The 15,291-nt window shown below is 45.5% G+C and carries 16 protein-coding genes; 6 read left to right on the forward strand and 10 right to left on the reverse strand.

Annotated elements, in window-relative coordinates; genetic code table 11:
• Positions 1-122 precede the first annotated feature (122 nt).
• The gene (gene trxA / locus AC1VYS_RS23175) at positions 123-440 is read right to left on the reverse strand and encodes a thioredoxin (protein WP_090919457.1); all 318 of its coding nucleotides are present in this window, start codon (positions 438-440) and stop codon (positions 123-125) included.
• A 270-nt stretch (positions 441-710) separates the two neighbouring features.
• Between trxA and AC1VYS_RS23180 the strand changes: the two genes are divergently transcribed.
• Positions 711-866 (forward strand): YqzM family protein, encoded by a 156-nt coding sequence (locus AC1VYS_RS23180; protein ID WP_090919461.1) that lies wholly within the window; start codon positions 711-713, stop codon positions 864-866.
• 91 nt (positions 867-957) lie between these two features.
• Here AC1VYS_RS23180 and dnaI read toward each other — a convergent pair whose 3' ends face one another.
• From dnaI to AC1VYS_RS23200, 4 genes are all read right to left on the reverse strand, one after another.
• A complete protein-coding gene (gene dnaI / locus AC1VYS_RS23185) occupies positions 958-1,908 on the reverse strand; it encodes a primosomal protein DnaI (RefSeq protein WP_441929880.1) in 951 nt (316 codons plus the stop codon).
• Between the two features lie 161 nt (positions 1,909-2,069).
• A complete protein-coding gene (locus AC1VYS_RS23190) occupies positions 2,070-2,984 on the reverse strand; it encodes a tetratricopeptide repeat protein (RefSeq protein WP_482911651.1) in 915 nt (304 codons plus the stop codon).
• A gap of 110 nt (positions 2,985-3,094) precedes the next feature.
• Positions 3,095-4,630, reverse strand: coding sequence for a replication initiation and membrane attachment family protein (locus tag AC1VYS_RS23195; RefSeq protein WP_482911652.1), 1,536 nt, complete (start codon positions 4,628-4,630; stop codon positions 3,095-3,097).
• 382 nt (positions 4,631-5,012) lie between these two features.
• Positions 5,013-5,306 (reverse strand): YuiB family protein, encoded by a 294-nt coding sequence (locus AC1VYS_RS23200; protein WP_441929877.1) that lies wholly within the window; start codon positions 5,304-5,306, stop codon positions 5,013-5,015.
• Between the two features lie 227 nt (positions 5,307-5,533).
• Between AC1VYS_RS23200 and hemQ the strand changes: the two genes are divergently transcribed.
• Entirely contained in the window at positions 5,534-6,280 is a 747-nt protein-coding gene (hemQ, locus tag AC1VYS_RS23205; RefSeq protein WP_482911653.1) for a hydrogen peroxide-dependent heme synthase, read from the forward strand.
• Positions 6,281-6,704: 424 nt separating this feature from the next.
• Here the strand turns inward: hemQ and AC1VYS_RS23210 are convergent, their stop codons facing one another.
• On the reverse strand, positions 6,705-6,959 hold the full coding sequence (locus AC1VYS_RS23210; protein ID WP_293199034.1) for a hypothetical protein: 255 nt from the start codon (positions 6,957-6,959) through the stop codon (positions 6,705-6,707).
• Positions 6,956-8,149 carry an NAD(P)/FAD-dependent oxidoreductase gene (locus AC1VYS_RS23215; protein ID WP_482911654.1) on the reverse strand — a complete coding sequence of 398 codons (1,194 nt, stop codon included), beginning with the start codon at positions 8,147-8,149 and terminating at the stop codon, positions 6,956-6,958. The genes AC1VYS_RS23210 and AC1VYS_RS23215 overlap by 4 nt, the downstream gene beginning before the upstream one ends.
• Before the next feature lie 506 nt (positions 8,150-8,655).
• On the opposite strand from AC1VYS_RS23215, the gene AC1VYS_RS23220 reads away from it, so the two are divergent.
• A complete protein-coding gene (locus AC1VYS_RS23220) occupies positions 8,656-9,657 on the forward strand; it encodes an NAD(P)/FAD-dependent oxidoreductase (protein WP_482911655.1) in 1,002 nt (333 codons plus the stop codon).
• Between the two features lie 93 nt (positions 9,658-9,750).
• Complete coding sequence (locus tag AC1VYS_RS23225; protein ID WP_482911656.1) at positions 9,751-10,002, forward strand: hypothetical protein; 252 nt, start codon at positions 9,751-9,753, stop codon at positions 10,000-10,002.
• 21 nt (positions 10,003-10,023) lie between these two features.
• Here the strand turns inward: AC1VYS_RS23225 and sda are convergent, their stop codons facing one another.
• The gene (sda, locus tag AC1VYS_RS23230) at positions 10,024-10,167 is read right to left on the reverse strand and encodes a sporulation histidine kinase inhibitor Sda (RefSeq protein ID WP_024632651.1); all 144 of its coding nucleotides are present in this window, start codon (positions 10,165-10,167) and stop codon (positions 10,024-10,026) included.
• A 356-nt stretch (positions 10,168-10,523) separates the two neighbouring features.
• Positions 10,524-11,183: a YheC/YheD family protein gene (locus tag AC1VYS_RS23235; RefSeq protein ID WP_482911657.1), complete on the reverse strand. Its 660-nt coding sequence runs from the start codon at positions 11,181-11,183 to the stop codon at positions 10,524-10,526.
• Positions 11,184-11,418: 235 nt separating this feature from the next.
• On the opposite strand from AC1VYS_RS23235, the gene AC1VYS_RS23240 reads away from it, so the two are divergent.
• Entirely contained in the window at positions 11,419-11,673 is a 255-nt protein-coding gene (locus AC1VYS_RS23240; RefSeq protein WP_123064687.1) for a hypothetical protein, read from the forward strand.
• A gap of 25 nt (positions 11,674-11,698) precedes the next feature.
• Entirely contained in the window at positions 11,699-13,228 is a 1,530-nt protein-coding gene (locus AC1VYS_RS23245; protein WP_482911658.1) for a Ppx/GppA phosphatase family protein, read from the forward strand.
• Here AC1VYS_RS23245 and ppk1 read toward each other — a convergent pair.
• Positions 13,188-15,269, reverse strand: a complete 2,082-nt coding sequence (gene ppk1, locus AC1VYS_RS23250) for a polyphosphate kinase 1 (protein WP_482911659.1) — start codon at positions 15,267-15,269, stop codon at positions 13,188-13,190. The two genes, AC1VYS_RS23245 and ppk1, sit on opposite strands and share 41 nt — an antisense overlap.
• Between the last annotated feature and the right edge of the window lie 22 nt (positions 15,270-15,291).

Genomic DNA, 15,291 nt, shown 5'->3' on the forward strand with positions numbered 1-15,291 from the left:
CCACATCATTTATATTTTACTTTTATATTGTCCTGTATCAAGCTTTTCGACGCAAAACGCCTCCGGCATGTAAACCGGAGGCGATGTGTCAGCCTGCACTTATTCGTGTTCTGGCTTGTTGCTTATTGATGTTTTTCGATGATTCCTTTGAGAGCTTCTTTAGAGTTCAAACCAACCACTTTATCAACCGGTTGACCGTCTTTGAAGAAGATCAATGTTGGAATACTCATTACGCCGAAACGGGAAGCAGATTCTGGATTCTCATCCACGTTTACTTTAGCGATTTTTACGGAATCGCCAACTTCAGTGGACAGTTCTTCCAAGATTGGAGCGAGCATTTTGCAAGGACCACACCAAGGCGCCCAGAAATCTACCAGAACCGTTCCTTCTCCTTCGACTTCCGTGTTAAAGGATTGATCGGATACGTTAACAATAGCCATGAAATTGTCCTCCTTATATATACTTACGGTTTATTTTAACCTGTAACGTCGTGAACGACACTTCCAGTATAACACATGTGCATTAAACATGTGAAATGAACAGGTAATGTTCATCTTCCCAACATGAAATCTTCACAATTACAGGTGCAACAGCCCATCTGCAAAATCTTTACAAACGCTTTCTTTTCCAAGTATACTAAAATTACTCCGGATTGGAGCCCCAGCCCTGCTTGCAGGCCAAGCTGTCAATCCTCATAAGGAGGCAAACCAATGGACGCTAATATTCGGATGACCGACCCACGTGAACATGTGAACGAGGAGCCGCGAAGCGATCTCTTCGATCTGATTATGGGCGTTGTCGGTATGGGCGGCCTGATGACTGTCATCTTCTTTGGTATGGTAATTTTCAAATTCCTGACCGAATAGGATGTTCAAGTCAGTACTCAGGCTCCCACAGACCAGAAAAGCCCGGTTCTCGCATATTGCGAAAGCCAGGCTTTTTTGGGTTATCAGTATCCTAGCTCTTCCCCCGTTGATTCTCGCCCCGAACCTGAATAACATCCACAAATGGACGAATGCGATCCATCAGACGTTGACCTTTGTTCGTTTCCTCACCATCCCGGTTGGTAAAGCTCAAGTGTTTCTCCAGCCCTTCCAGGTTGTAATTGGACGTATAGAACGTTGGCTTGCGATTCATTCTATAATTGAGAATCGAGCCCATCACATGATCTCGTACCCATGGGTTGAGGTTCTCTGCACCAATATCATCAAAGATGAGCAGGTCACAGCTTTTCAGAACATCCGTCATTTCCTTAAGCTTCTGTCCTTCACTGATCATGGATTTCAGATCTTCCACAAAGTCTGGCATATAAATGATAACGCCCGTATGACCTGCAACGGCAAGCTCGTGCAGCAGATAACACATCAGAAACGTCTTGCCGGTTCCAAACGAACCTTCCAGATACAACCCTTGCGTTGAAAGTCCATTAGCTTTGGCCTCGCTGATATAACGAAGCACCCGGTTAACCGCTGGTGCACGCATGCGATCTTTACCCATAATTTCCACATCATTATAGCCAGCACTAAGTGCACGTTCATCCACATAGAAACTGCGAATCCGCTGCTTGATGATATGTTCATTTTGCCGGGCGATCTGTTTCGAGCAAGGTGCTTTGATATCTATAATTTCGGGTTTACCGTTGAAGTTCTCTACTTCCAGTTTGCAAAAATGACCCTGAAAATCGTTGGGACAGTTGTCAAGTCCCGGACAATTCGCGCAGTTCTTCGAATCTTTGGCATACTGAAACAGCTTGCTCAGATCGGGCATGAGCTGAGTATCTTTCAGTTCAGGATGACCTGCGCGGAACTCGCGCACATACGGGTCTTCCAGCAAATCCGCCATAATTCGCCGCGACTGCTCACGAAAGGAAGGGTTCAGCTGCTGAAGCAGTCCTCCCAAGGATTCCATGGCTTCAAGCCCCCTTTTGAAAGTATCTATATTATTGAATAATGGGACATACTTATCACTTGATGTTCAATCATTCGTACTGTTCATTCTATAGAAAAGCGGACAATAACTCAACTGATACATTTGGAAAAACTACAGCATCAAATGACTCCATGGCTATTCTAATTCGTATACTCCGAATGACCATGTCTGGTGCAACCGAATAAGTAACATCCGGAGCTTGAAGACGTCGTGAATTGAAATGGCGGAGCAAACCCCGAAGAAATTTGTTCAATAATTTGTTCGTATTCCCGCATCTCATTTTGCAATCGAATCAGGTATGCCACCTTGTCACTTTCTGTCCAATTCTCATCGCACTCTTCTGCCTGCTCTTCCTCAATGTCATCTTGTTTTAACCGAATGCATTCTTCTGCAATTTCAACCGCACGTTCCATTGCATTCGTCTGAACTAGAGCATAAATATATCTACACACCCAGTCGGGCGAATTATAATATGTGTCCCATGATTTTTCAAACCAGTGCACCGCTTCGGAATAACATGCAAGCTCCAAGTACAGTTCTGCCACATGTACCTCTCCGACAAAATCATCATCACTTTCCAAGAAGGCATCCAGTTTTTGTTTTGCTTCAATCGTATGTCCCAGCCGAATTAAACAGTGAACATGACTATACATGGCGTAATCAGAAGGCCCAGCGCTTTTCAAAAATAAAGCTGAAGCCTGTTCCAACTCTCCGAGATGATATTTGGCAATTGCTAAGTTATTGTATGCCTCTTTGGAAGGCTCCACAGCAATAGAGTCTGATAGTACAACCGCGGCTTCTTCCCATCTCTCCTTCACCACGAGCAATTCGCCCAGCAGACTGTACGGAAAATGGGAGGTCGGGTTCAACTTCACTGCTTCTTGAGCCAATTCAATAGCTACTTCTGTATCACCCTCTTCGTGATAATAGATCCAAGCCAGATTCGTCAAGGATTGGACATCTCTTGATTCATTCAACGCTTGTTGGAATAGATTCAAAGCTGCATCATAATCATTATTTTCAAGGCATTCAATGGCCTTTTGATTCGTAGTCAACGGAGTTGCTCTCCCTTCCAATTGAATTGCGCTCCTCTAATGACGTACTGCTGCACGCCTATGTAAAAAAGCGAGTTACCTCTTTCAAGGAACCCGCATGTATCATACAACTATAATGTTCCTTTTTGCTTACTCGCCTGCATCTCTTGGGCAAACCGCATCATCTCTTCGAACTCTTCCTCCGAAACGTTATCCCCATCATGGCTTATGTCTTGTACAATCGGAATTTCGGGTTTGGCTTTGGTTCCTTTGCCGTATGTACGGGTACGGGTTCCAGCTGCTCCTGCAGCCTGCTTGCCTTTCACCTTGGCCTGATCACGAATATATTGCACGGCCTTCTCATACGTATTAACCTGCTTGAGCAACATATTGGAGGCAATGGCCTCTACAAAATTACGGTTAATCCGTTGCTCACCACCGGATACAAGCAATGCCATCAAATAATGGATCAATACATTGATCACTTCGCCAGGCAACTTGTAACTAAGGTCAATTTTCTCAAAAATATCAACCAGATTATCCGGTACAGCCCCCGGGAAGAACGTCTGCAGCAACCTTGTGTACGGCTCGTTACGCAGCATCATATTGTATTGATGAATATCACATTTGGTTGAAAATTGCGGCGGCACCTCGACATAATACTCCATCTGTACAACATGCTCCACCGGCGGTTCCCCAGAATCGGTATATGGCTGTGGCTCCTCCATATGCTGCCGAAGTGCAACTACCTTGGCGGCTTGTACCGTCTGCTGTTCCTGACGTTTCTTGGTCTGTCTGAATTGCATGCTTGCTTTGTGCTGCAGATCATCCAGTAACAGCTGTCCTTGGGGATTGAACACACCATCCTCATCCAGCAGACGACACACATCCTGCACACTAAGATTAAATTTGTTCACCACATAATTGACGATCCCAAGCTGTTCATGATCGAAGCGAAGCTGTTCCACATAACGACGGTTCACAGACTCACGCGGGAATCGTAAAATAATATCAGCATAATTCAGCGTATTCTCCTCGGCTGTATCATTCGTGCCTGTTCGCTGCGCCGAGGTGGACACTTCGGATAATGCCTGCTCCAGCTCATAATCAATCACATGTGTATTGAGCTCAAATATATCGTAAAAGGGAACTGAAATATTTTCTTTATTAGCTACAACGTAAGGTGCATCCCCATTTTCAACTGCTGAAAAGCCAGCTCGCAGCGACAATACAGCAAACTTGCCAATTTTGTCCCGAAGCAGCAGTGTCAGATGCTGTGTACGAAAAAACTCTGCCGGCGAGAGCGGCGGTTGCAGTTCGTACTCATAGATATAATCATCATTTTCTGGAATATAGACCCTCGACGTCTGGAGAAGACCCACGGCTTCCAGCTTCGATGCCTGTTCAACCAGATATTTACGTCCTTTCTCGCTGGGTTCCAGCCCCAATGTCATGAACAGCCTACGCTGCTGCTCAAGTGGGGAATAACCGACCTGTTCTCCGGGAAGATGCTGAAATAACAGCCGATACAAGCCAACCGCAAAAGCACCTACCATAGGCTGGTAAGCTCCTGTGAGCATGCGGTCGTCCAGGGCGCTTAATCCAAACTCCCTGTATACGCAGTAGCGATGATGTTCCGTATAATGATGCAAATTCTTCATGCGCATAGCCTGATCTCCTTCTTCCCAAACGTTGTTTTTCTATTCTATCATAAATGTCCGATCCTCAAATGTTCAAAAACAGGTAAAAAACGAACCCGTTCTCACTCCGTTTCGTCCTAGGTCGACATCGTTCACGTTTTCGCAAAATTGGGCGAATTTTCAAGTGAGTCACTTCAAAGAGTCGCTAGAATACTATAAAAGCTGCAGTCCAAGATTACAAGGGAAATAGTTTAAATCTGCTCAATTAATGTATATGAAAAAAGCGGACAAATATTGCTTAACACCGTTCAGCACAACAAAAAAAGCCTCCCTTTGTACGCGTAAGCGTTTGCGTCAAAGACAAGACTTTTTCTCATTCCGCGTGGCAATTGCCTTCACTTACCAGCCATCAAAACATACGATAGCCGCCCAGACGAAGCTTCTGAATCGTCCAGCCGCTGATGATCGCCCCCGCCAAACCTGCAACCCCTGTCATGTAATCAACGATCTGGAAAGATCCCAGATGTGATACGAGCGTAGACGAATGATCCCATAGGGAGTATACCACCACAGGTAAAATAACGATGACGAACAAATAGGAAGGAAACCAGGTGGTTTTCATAAGCATATTCAGTATGAAACCGATACCAAACATCATAACGAAAAATAATACCATTAATACAAGCACAGGTATGAACTGCATCGGCCAACACTCACCTCTTCTTTCACACTTTCGGTTTTGCCTTCTGGATAGTAGTAAGTTTACCGCAAAAAATGTGGCGAAGCAACGAACTTTCTGGACAACTTCACCATTCTTCACAAGAAGATCATTTGCCCTTCTGCTTCATGTTGGGATACAATATAAGGATAAAGCACTGAACCGTCCCTTACCGGGATTTGGAAATATAACCTGCAGGAGGAACAAAATCCATGAACGAAGCCGCATCAACCCTGGAGGGCTGGTATGCCCTGCATGATTTTCGCTCGATGAACTGGACCGCCTGGAAAGCAGCCGATGATGAAGAGCGTGCTGTTGCCCTGGACGAGCTTCAGGAGTTTTGGAACGAATGGAAAAATGTCGAGGAGGCTTCCCAAGGCAGTACCGTTGTTTATACGGTCGTCGGCCAGAAGGCAGACTTTGTGATGATGCATCTGCGGGAAACGCTGGAAGATCTGAAAGCAGTAGAGAACGCTTTCAACAAAACAACGTTTGCCCAGTACACAACCAAGGCTTATTCATATGTCAGTGTAGTTGAACTGAGTAACTATCTTGGCAAAGAAGGCGAAGATCCGATGCAAAACCCGGAAATTATCGCCCGTCTTAAGCCAGTTCTGCCACAGCGCCAATACATTTGTTTCTACCCGATGAACAAAAAGCGTGAACTGAACGACAACTGGTACATGCTGTCCATGGACGAACGTCGCACTATGATGCGTAGTCATGGCATGATCGGTCGCAGCTATGCAGGCAAGGTTAAACAAATCATTACCGGCTCTGTCGGATTTGATGATTGGGAATGGGGCGTTACCCTGTTTGCAGATGACGCACTTCAATTCAAAAAGCTCGTGTACGAGATGCGTTTTGATGAAGTCAGCGCACGTTATGGCGAATTCGGCTCCTTCTATGTAGGAAGCTTGCTGAATGAAAGCATGCTGGAAGAGATGCTGAAGCTGTAATTTGTTTCATACATGCAAGAATCGTCCAGCTTGTCTTTAATTGAGACAGCCTGGACGTTTTTTTGAATTTCAAGACATCATAAAATAATCACCGCGGAGTTATCCTTCAAGGATTACTTCACGGTGATTTTTTTAGTCTTTCAATACAGCATAAAAAGCACCGCCGGATGGATTACTCCGCGGTGCTTTTTCCACACCTATTACTTCACTTCAAGCATGATTTAGATTTATTTTAGTTAAACTCATTGTTTACACAAAAACGGAGAGGACAGAAAAAACCTGGAAAAGCGAAGCGCTCGCCTTTATCACCGAATTTTCCCCTTTAAAAAAGGGAATCAAAAAATTCGGGGATAACAGCGATTGAAAGGTTATTCTGTCATCGGAGTGTTCGGTGTAAACTCATCTTGTTTAACTTTCTGAGGTCTTAATCCTGCTCCTCTTCATCAACCGCTTTCAGAGATTCGAGAAACTCAGCAGTCGCACGGTCACGGTCACGACCCTTTTCCTTCAGCCGTTCAATCGCCGGCAGGATGAGAATGTCCACTTCTTTCTGAACGATGTAAGCCAGGTCATATTGATTCTGTTCCTCAAGATAACCGCCCACTTGCATCAGGCCGTTATAGCGATCCAGTTCCTCACGGGTTAACAGACCGCGTACCTGCACACTGCAATGTCTCATCCGAAAAACCGTCCTTTCCTCAGGACCAGCGGAATACCTCCGATGATAAACAAATAGCGCATATCCACCAATTTTTTCAATTGCGCTGCCTTCCAGCCCTTGTATTTCTTATCCCCAACGACAGCAATCGCTTCCCCTTTACCCAAAGAGGCAACGGTACCTTTGCTTGTGAATTCAAAAGGCTGAGGCTGCTTGTTGCGAATGGCTGCGACAATATTTTTCGCACAGTTTACACCCTGCTGCATCGCAATCTGTGCTGTTGGCGGATACGGTCTGCCCTCCTTGTTAAACACAAGGGAGTTGTCCCCGATCACATACACATGTTCGTGCCCAGGAGCACGCAAATATTCATCTACCTTTACACGGCCACGCATCACTTCAAGCCCAGCCTGTTCAAGTAAGGAATTCCCTCGAATGCCTCCTGTCCACACGACTGTGGCTGCGTCAATTTTTTCGCCTTCACCAACGATTACGCCATCAGGAAGGCATTGCTTAATCGGAACACCAATTTTAAACGTAACCCCTTTTTTCTTCAGTACGTTCATTGCATGCTCTACAAGTTCCGGATCGAATCCCGGCAATGCCGAAGGTGCAGCTTCAACATTATAGATGTGTACATGTTTTGGGTCCACGTCAAATTCTTTGCATAGCTGCGGGATACGGTCTGCAAGTTCTGCGACAAATTCCACCCCGCTGAAACCGGCTCCACCCACAACGAAACGAATACGGTTTCGTTTGTTATCGTTCTTGTACATCGCGAATTGATATTCGATGTGTTCCCGAATCAACCTTACAGAGTTGATGCTGCGAATCGTCATCGCATGGTCAAGCATACCGGGGATACCAAAAGTTTCGGGTTCTCCGCCCAGTCCAATAATCAGGTAATCGTAGGACAACGTACCGTCCTCCAGAATCACTTTACGGTCCTGAAGACGAATCTCCTTCACCGATGATTTCACAAGATCAATTTTGAACTCATCGATCAGTTTTGAAATAGAAACTCGCGCATGTTCTATCTTATCCGTGCCAGCTGCCGGCATATGTAGATGGGTTGTAATATAATGATAATCATGCCGGTTCACCAAGGTGACGTCGGCTTCGTTATAGTTCAGTTCCTTCTGCAGCCGCTGGGCTGTCAGAATGCCGCCATATCCCGCTCCGAGAATGACGATTTTGGGAATGCTGCTCATATCTGTACTCCTTCCGCTTTCGCTCGCACCCTCCCTTTCATAGGTGGAATGCAAAATGCTCTTACTTACAAGTATTGCTCAGGTCTTATCCATTATGACGACAAATGTAAACTTCATGAATGGTTTTGAAACTCTATACGCATATCATCGATTTTAGTTGTGAAATTAACCACAAGTTTCCACAAAACACAAGGAGTGTCTCGACCCGATTATATCACTCTTATTTTGACAAAAAAACACATAGTACAGGTCAAGGATATCTGTATTTGACGCAAAGATCAAGGTTTTTTTTGTTATTTTTCATAACCTTTCATTTCCAATTTCATCCTATTCTCACCAGATCTTCATCAATTATTCTCGAATAAGTGATCCAGCTAACTTTGCAACCCAGATTACACCGTTTATAATAGGAAAGACCGTTTGGCACCCATGCAGATTATATGACGTAATTTGCAAAAATATTGACTGGTCTCTACCTATTAAAATAAGAAAGGTGTTGTTGATTGTTGACTGCACAGACATCCGGTCATGAAATGACCGATTTGCTTATTATCGGCGGCGGTCCTGCGGGCCTGTTCGCTGCATTTTATGGAGGTATGCGTCAGGCATCTGTTACGCTGGTAGAAAGTATGCCTCAGCTTGGCGGACAGCTAGCTGCCTTATATCCAGAGAAATACATCTATGATGTAGCCGGCTTCCCAAAAGTGACTGCTCAGGAACTGGTTAACAACCTGATCGAGCAGATGAACCACTTTAACCCGAACATCCGTCTGGAAGAAAAAGTAGTATCGGTGGAGAAAAAAGAAGAACAGCATTTCATCGTAAAGACAGATGAGAATGAATATCATGCTAAAGCCGTTATTATTACAGCTGGTGTCGGAGCCTTTGAACCTCGACGTCTTGAACTGGAAGGTGCAGCAAAGTTTGAGAAAACCAATCTGCATTACTTCATCAGTGATTTAAACGCTTTTGCAGGTAAAAAAGTTTTGATCAGCGGCGGCGGAGATTCTGCTGTGGACTGGGCACTTATGCTTGAGCCAATTGCGGAGCAAGTTACTCTGATTCACCGCCGGGACAAGTTCCGCGCACATGAGCACAGTGTGGAAAACCTGATGAATTCCAAAGTCAACGTTGTCACACCAACCGAAATTACGGAACTTCACGGAGAGGACACGATTACTAAGGTTACTCTCGCACATGTTAAAACAAAAGAAACACAAGAAATTGAAGTGGATAATGTTATTGTTAACTTTGGTTTCGTCTCATCCCTTGGTCCGATTGCCGAATGGGGTATCGAAATTGATAGCAATTCCATCGTTGTGGACTCCCGCATGGAAACATCTATACCTGGCATCTTTGCTGCCGGCGATATCACAACATATCCAGGCAAGCTGAAACTGATTGCTGTAGGCTTTGGAGAAGCTCCTACTGCAGTGAATAATGCAAAAGTATACTTCGATCCAGATGCCAAGTTGTCTCCTGGACACAGCAGTAACATGAAACGTTAATGTAAAGACTTCACCTTATAAGAGAAATCACATAATATGGCACAAAAAAGGGTATCTTACTCCTGAGCAATCTCATAATCAGGAGGGATACCCTTGTCTTATATATGCCCGCTGTGTAACGGTCTGGTTGTACCGGAGCAGGCTTGTCCCCACTGCCTTCAGGGACTGTCAGAATGCGGCAAATTAGACGACTACACCGGACCATACAGCCCCTACGAACTTCAGGCTTCCTCTGACATGGCAGACGAAACCGAGAGCGTTTGCAATCACTTGTTGTATTGTCACCATTGTCAAACAAGCACACTGTTGCCTGTCTCTTTATGGGACTTGTCCGGAAACCTGTAACATTGCCTGCAATGAGGATCTCTAGTGAAGTATGGCAGATACGTCAGTACCCAGTTTGCGCTTATGGATTTCTGCCAATAGCAGCGCGATGAAATCTCTTTCGAGATCCAGTTCGATCGCTTTATGGTAGGAATCCAACAACATCTCATCGGATAACATAGCCATTTCCCGCCACAACCTTTCCTTTATTTTCCTCAAAACTATCATATCAGAGATCACGGAAGAGAACAAGCGTTCTTGTTATCCACAACAACATGTGGAAATCCTGTGCATAGTTTGTTGATAATTGGAAAAAACATAGAATGTATAAGGGTGGATAATGTGGACATTAATTATACACAGGATGAATAGCATCTCTATGAAATTCAGGATAAACAGAAAATTTAGAGCTATTTTCATATTTTCCACCGATGCTCCGAATGTATTACCCAAAACCGAAAATTTTCAAACGCTTTTCAACCGATTTCTCTTGTATATACTATCGGTTTTCCCTACGTTTTCTTTAGACTTTCCAGCAATTTTCATTGAGGTCTGGTATTCACTTCCAAAATCCATATTCTGCCGGAGTGATCCAAACCATAATCAAATCCCAGCTGACCTATGCCAGGGAACTGCGTTTCCATAATATGTGTACAAGTCAGTGTCAATGAACGCATCTCGTGCCGTTTATGCGCATTAGCGATGTGAGGCAGTGATAAGGCGAGTGCTCTTTTGCCTGAAAGCATCGTTCCTCCCTTGCTCAGATTCGTCACACACAATCCCGGACGGGCAAGTCTTCCAACTAAAGAACGAAATACCCATCCCTGCGCAGTCTTGACCACCTTAACTCTGTAATCCACAGGTCTTCCGTGAATGGTTGCAAGATGAATCCCTTGTTGGATCAAATATCTTCGTTTTGCCTTTACGCGCACTAGGGAACGACACATCTGTCTAAAGCTGGCGAATGAACGACTAACCTTCATATGTGTATACCTGTAGACACCACCACTGCTTGATACTCGGATCACGCCATATCCTCCGCCGCCAACAACGGGTTTAATGTATACCATTCCATAACGTTGCAACATAAACAGCAAATTAGCTGAATTAAATGCTTTTGTCTGCGGAATATGAGCAGCAGCCACCGGATATTTTATTAATGCAGCCGTCTTCCGCCATTTGCTTGCTAATTGTCTCGACATAGGTTGATCTCCTCTCTGAAACAATGCTCCTTCCTTATACATACTCAACCCATGGATGATTTTCTTGGATGATTGTCCAAGGCAGGGGCCCCTTTTCTGTGGAACATGTCCTGCTTTGCTAAGCGGATTCCGGGACAAACGCCGGTTTACTTTTCAAACGGTTCAATCTGTCGTATGCTACTAAAGAATGACTTGTATTGGCTAAAAATGAGGTTCTAAGGAGCGTTCAGAAGACATGGAAGCATTTTTCAAATCACTTTATGGTGTAGCCTACTTCGCGATGTCGATTGTACTGGTCGCGGTGACTGTACTTCTTTTCGTAATCGGGATTCGTCTGTTTATCAAAAAACGCAATCGTGGCTTTGCCCTAAGTTGTATTTTATTTGCCTGTTTCATCGTCTTTATCATCGTCGTGATGTTCACCACGCCCTTCTCTGCCACGCCTCCAGGCTCACCGGAAGCCATGGCTGCCCTGTTGCATTACGGGTAACTGACCTTTGTAGAAGGAGATGCTTATGACACGAAATAATAAAACACTTGGAATTGTTGATATTGGCTCAAACTCCATTCGTCTTGTGATCTATGAGGTGAGTGAAGATGGAGCGTACCGCATTATTCATGAAGACAAATATGCTGCCAGACTAAGCGGAGTTGTTGAACCGGATGGCAGCATCCAAAGGCAGTCTTTAACAACTGCGATGACTATTTTGCGGCAATTCAAGGCCACCTGTGAGGCTTATCAAACCGAACTGATTCGGGCAGCTGCGACAGCAGCTATCCGTAATGCAACTAACGCCGCGCAGATTATTGCATGGTTAGAAAGTGAGACTGGACTTACAATTGAATGTGTCTCGGGAGATCGAGAGGCTTATTACGGATTTTTGGGCGTGATTCAGTCCATTGATCTGAAGGACGGTTATGTTGTGGACATCGGGGGCGGTAGTACGGAAATCACCGTATTCCGCAATCGCGAAAGATTGCACAGCGTCTCATTGCCGATCGGTGCCGTGAATTCACATGCCCGTTATGGGGGCGAGGATCAATGGACCGAAGCCAATGAACTGGCACTGTGCAATAACGTTATCGAGGCATTAAAGGGACAGGACTGGATTCGGGAACATCCCGGTTTGCCACTGATTGGACTAGGCGGTACGATGCGTACACTCGCAAAAGTAGAACAGAAACGGACGCAATATTCTTTGCCAGTCACGCATCATTATGAGATTGGAGAGGAAGCGATGGAAAATATCGCTCATTCCTTGCCTTATCTTACTTCGGCCCAACGCAAAAAGGTGCCAGGTCTCGCCAAAGATCGGGCCGACATTATCGTACCTGGCGTACTGATCCTGCGTACCATCTTCCGTATCATCCAGGGAGATCGTTATGTGGTGAGCGGAGCAGGACTTCGTGATGGCCTCTTGAGAGACTATCTCGCATCTGGTCAACCTGCCGCACCGGATGCACTGAAGGACAGTATCCGCAATTTCCTTCATTATGGCCCGCCGATCCCAGAGAAACGTCTGAACCGAATTTATCAGGATATGGTTCACTTGTACACCGCGTTACAGGAGGCTGCACCTGATGAGTCTGATGAACGAATTCTGTACGCCTGCTCCATGCTGCACATGGCTGGCAAACAAATTAACTTTTTCCGGTACACGCAACACTCGGCATACTGGATTATGAATGCAAGCATTTACGGTCTGTCCCATAGGGAAACAATTTTAAGTGCCATTGCAGCCGACTATCATCCGAAAAAAAGAACGCCTCAACTTCTACAGAAGCATGAGGACATTCTGAAAGATTCGGATACACAACATGCCCACCGCATCGGTTCGTTGCTCCGAGCAGCCGAAGCGATCAACCGTGCGGAGAGCATTGCTGCCATTCACGCAGTCAAAGAAAAAGACTCGCTGCAGGTCACGTTGACCTGTACAGACGAGCCTTTACTGGAACTCAACGGCCTGGAAGATGCCGTCAAAGATTTGCAAGAAGCCTGGGGAGTTACGTTAAAACACTCCATTGTGCGGGCTTCCAAGGGATAATTCCCATCGCCTCCGTCTGACTTCTCAGCGGGGGCTTTTCATTTTTTACAAATATATAATTGCCGTTTGGCATAAGTTCTCTGGCCTTCACATTGTCATTCAATGACAGATTGAGGATATCCACCAGCATTTTTTTCAATGAAGGATCAAATACAGGACACATCAGCTCAATACGTCGATTTAAGTTACGTGACATCCAGTCTGCACTGGAAATGAAAACATCGGGGTTACCGTCATTTTCAAAGTAAAACAACCGGGAATGTTCAAGAAAACGGTCTACAATACTAATGACTCGAATGTTCTCGCTCAGCCCTTCTACACCTGGACGTAAGCAACATACGCCGCGGACAATCAGGTCAATCTGCACCCCTGCCTGCGAAGCTACATATAATTGATCTATCATTTCCTGATGTGATAAAGAGTTGATCTTGGCAATGATTCGGGAACGTTTGCCTTTTAATGCATGCTCTGTTTCTCGGCGAATCAATGTGAACAACTCGTCCTTCATGCCATCTGGCGCAACACGGAATGCTTGCAGTGCCTTCGGGCCGGAATAACCGGTAATCTCGTTAAACAGTTCAGATGCATCCTCACCAATGATCGGGTTAGAGGTGAACAAACCTACATCCGTATACACTTTGGCGGTGCTTTCGTTGTAGTTCCCCGTACCAACGTGAACATATCGGCGCAGCCCCTGCTGCTCCCGGCGTACAACGAGAATGATTTTTGCATGTGTTTTCAGACCGACCAAACCATAAACGACATGGCAGCCTGCCTTTTCTAGCTTCCGAGCCCATGCAATATTCCGTTCCTCATCAAACCTAGCTTTCAGTTCCACAACAACGGTAACTTGCTTCCCACTCTCTGCAGCGAGCGCGAGCGCTGGAATAAGACGCGAGTCACCATTGACTCGGTAAAGCGTCATTTTAATAGCCAGAACCTGTGGATCTTCTGAAGCTTCCAGTATAAAATCTGTCACCGGTTCAAACGATTCATACGGGTGATGAACCAGCACATCCTGTCTGCGAAGTAGCTCAAAATGACTTTCTCTCGGCAGGAACTCAGGCGGATATACAGGTTGTACAGGACCATATTTGAGATGTGAGAAACCTTCGAGGCTATCCACAAATCCAGCTAAAAAGCTGAGATCCAGCGGTCCATCAATTTCAAAGATCGGGTCCTGAATTTCAAACTCCTCTTGCAGCTCCTGTAGCGCGTCACTACGGAAATCCTTGCACACTTCCAGTCTGACAGGGGCTCCGCGACGTCTGCGACGCAGCTCTTTTTCAATGGCCTCCAGCAAGTCTTCCGCTTCTTCTTCATTAATGGAGAGATCTGCGTTTCGAGTTACCCGGAACTCCTGCACAGCCAGCGATACATATCCGCTGAACAAGGTGTGCACATGCTGTTTAATCAAGTCTTCGATTAGAATGAAACTTTTTTTCTTGCTATTGGCCCTCAGAGGAACCTTCACAATGCGAGGAAGATTGGAAGGTACCTGCACGATCGCCATAAATGGCTCGCCATCCTGCTCATCTTCTTTTTGCAGCATTACGGACAGATAAACGGACTTGTTGTGCACTAGCGGAAAAGGCCGGCTCTGGTCGATAGCCATCGGCGTAAGCACCGGAAAAATAATGTCATGGTAATATTGATCCATTGCCCGTTGCTGCGTCACATTAAGATCCACATACTCCTGGATGTGCACGCCTTTCTTGGCGAGAAGGCGAATGAGCTCACGGTACGTTTTATATTGCTCCGCGACCATGGCCCCGGTTCGTTTAATGAGTCTGCGGTACAACCCCGAAGGGGTATAGCCAGTAAAATCTTTTTGCGTGAATCCAGCCTTGATTTTCTCCTTGGTCTCTGCGAGCCTGACACTGACAAACTCATCCAGATTGCTGGCAACGATGCCAAGAAACCTCATCCGCTCCAGCATAGGCGTCGTGGTGTCCTGTGCCTCCTGAAGCACACGCCGATTAAATTCAACCCAACTCAAATCACGATTAACATAGTTGCCTGTTTTAATATCTTTATGCATGTATGGCCTCCGAATGTGATGC

The organism is Paenibacillus sp. G34 (assembly GCF_056856875.1).

Bases quoted from the DNA above. Each gene is read 5' to 3' on its own strand.
- trxA (WP_090919457.1), bottom strand. From the start codon at position 440: ATGGCTATTGTTAACGTATCCGATCAATCCTTTAACACGGAAGTCGAA.
- AC1VYS_RS23180 (WP_090919461.1), top strand. From the start codon at position 711: ATGGACGCTAATATTCGGATGACCGACCCACGTGAACATGTGAACGAG.
- dnaI (WP_441929880.1), bottom strand. From the start codon at position 1,908: ATGGAATCCTTGGGAGGACTGCTTCAGCAGCTGAACCCTTCCTTTCGT.
- AC1VYS_RS23195 (WP_482911652.1), bottom strand. From the start codon at position 4,630: ATGCGCATGAAGAATTTGCATCATTATACGGAACATCATCGCTACTGC.
- AC1VYS_RS23200 (WP_441929877.1), bottom strand. From the start codon at position 5,306: ATGCAGTTCATACCTGTGCTTGTATTAATGGTATTATTTTTCGTTATG.
- hemQ (WP_482911653.1), top strand. From the start codon at position 5,534: ATGAACGAAGCCGCATCAACCCTGGAGGGCTGGTATGCCCTGCATGAT.
- AC1VYS_RS23210 (WP_293199034.1), bottom strand. From the start codon at position 6,959: ATGAGACATTGCAGTGTGCAGGTACGCGGTCTGTTAACCCGTGAGGAA.
- AC1VYS_RS23215 (WP_482911654.1), bottom strand. From the start codon at position 8,149: ATGAGCAGCATTCCCAAAATCGTCATTCTCGGAGCGGGATATGGCGGC.
- sda (WP_024632651.1), bottom strand. From the start codon at position 10,167: ATGGCTATGTTATCCGATGAGATGTTGTTGGATTCCTACCATAAAGCG.
- AC1VYS_RS23235 (WP_482911657.1), bottom strand. From the start codon at position 11,183: ATGTCGAGACAATTAGCAAGCAAATGGCGGAAGACGGCTGCATTAATA.
- AC1VYS_RS23240 (WP_123064687.1), top strand. From the start codon at position 11,419: ATGGAAGCATTTTTCAAATCACTTTATGGTGTAGCCTACTTCGCGATG.
- AC1VYS_RS23245 (WP_482911658.1), top strand. From the start codon at position 11,699: ATGACACGAAATAATAAAACACTTGGAATTGTTGATATTGGCTCAAAC.
- ppk1 (WP_482911659.1), bottom strand. From the start codon at position 15,269: ATGCATAAAGATATTAAAACAGGCAACTATGTTAATCGTGATTTGAGT.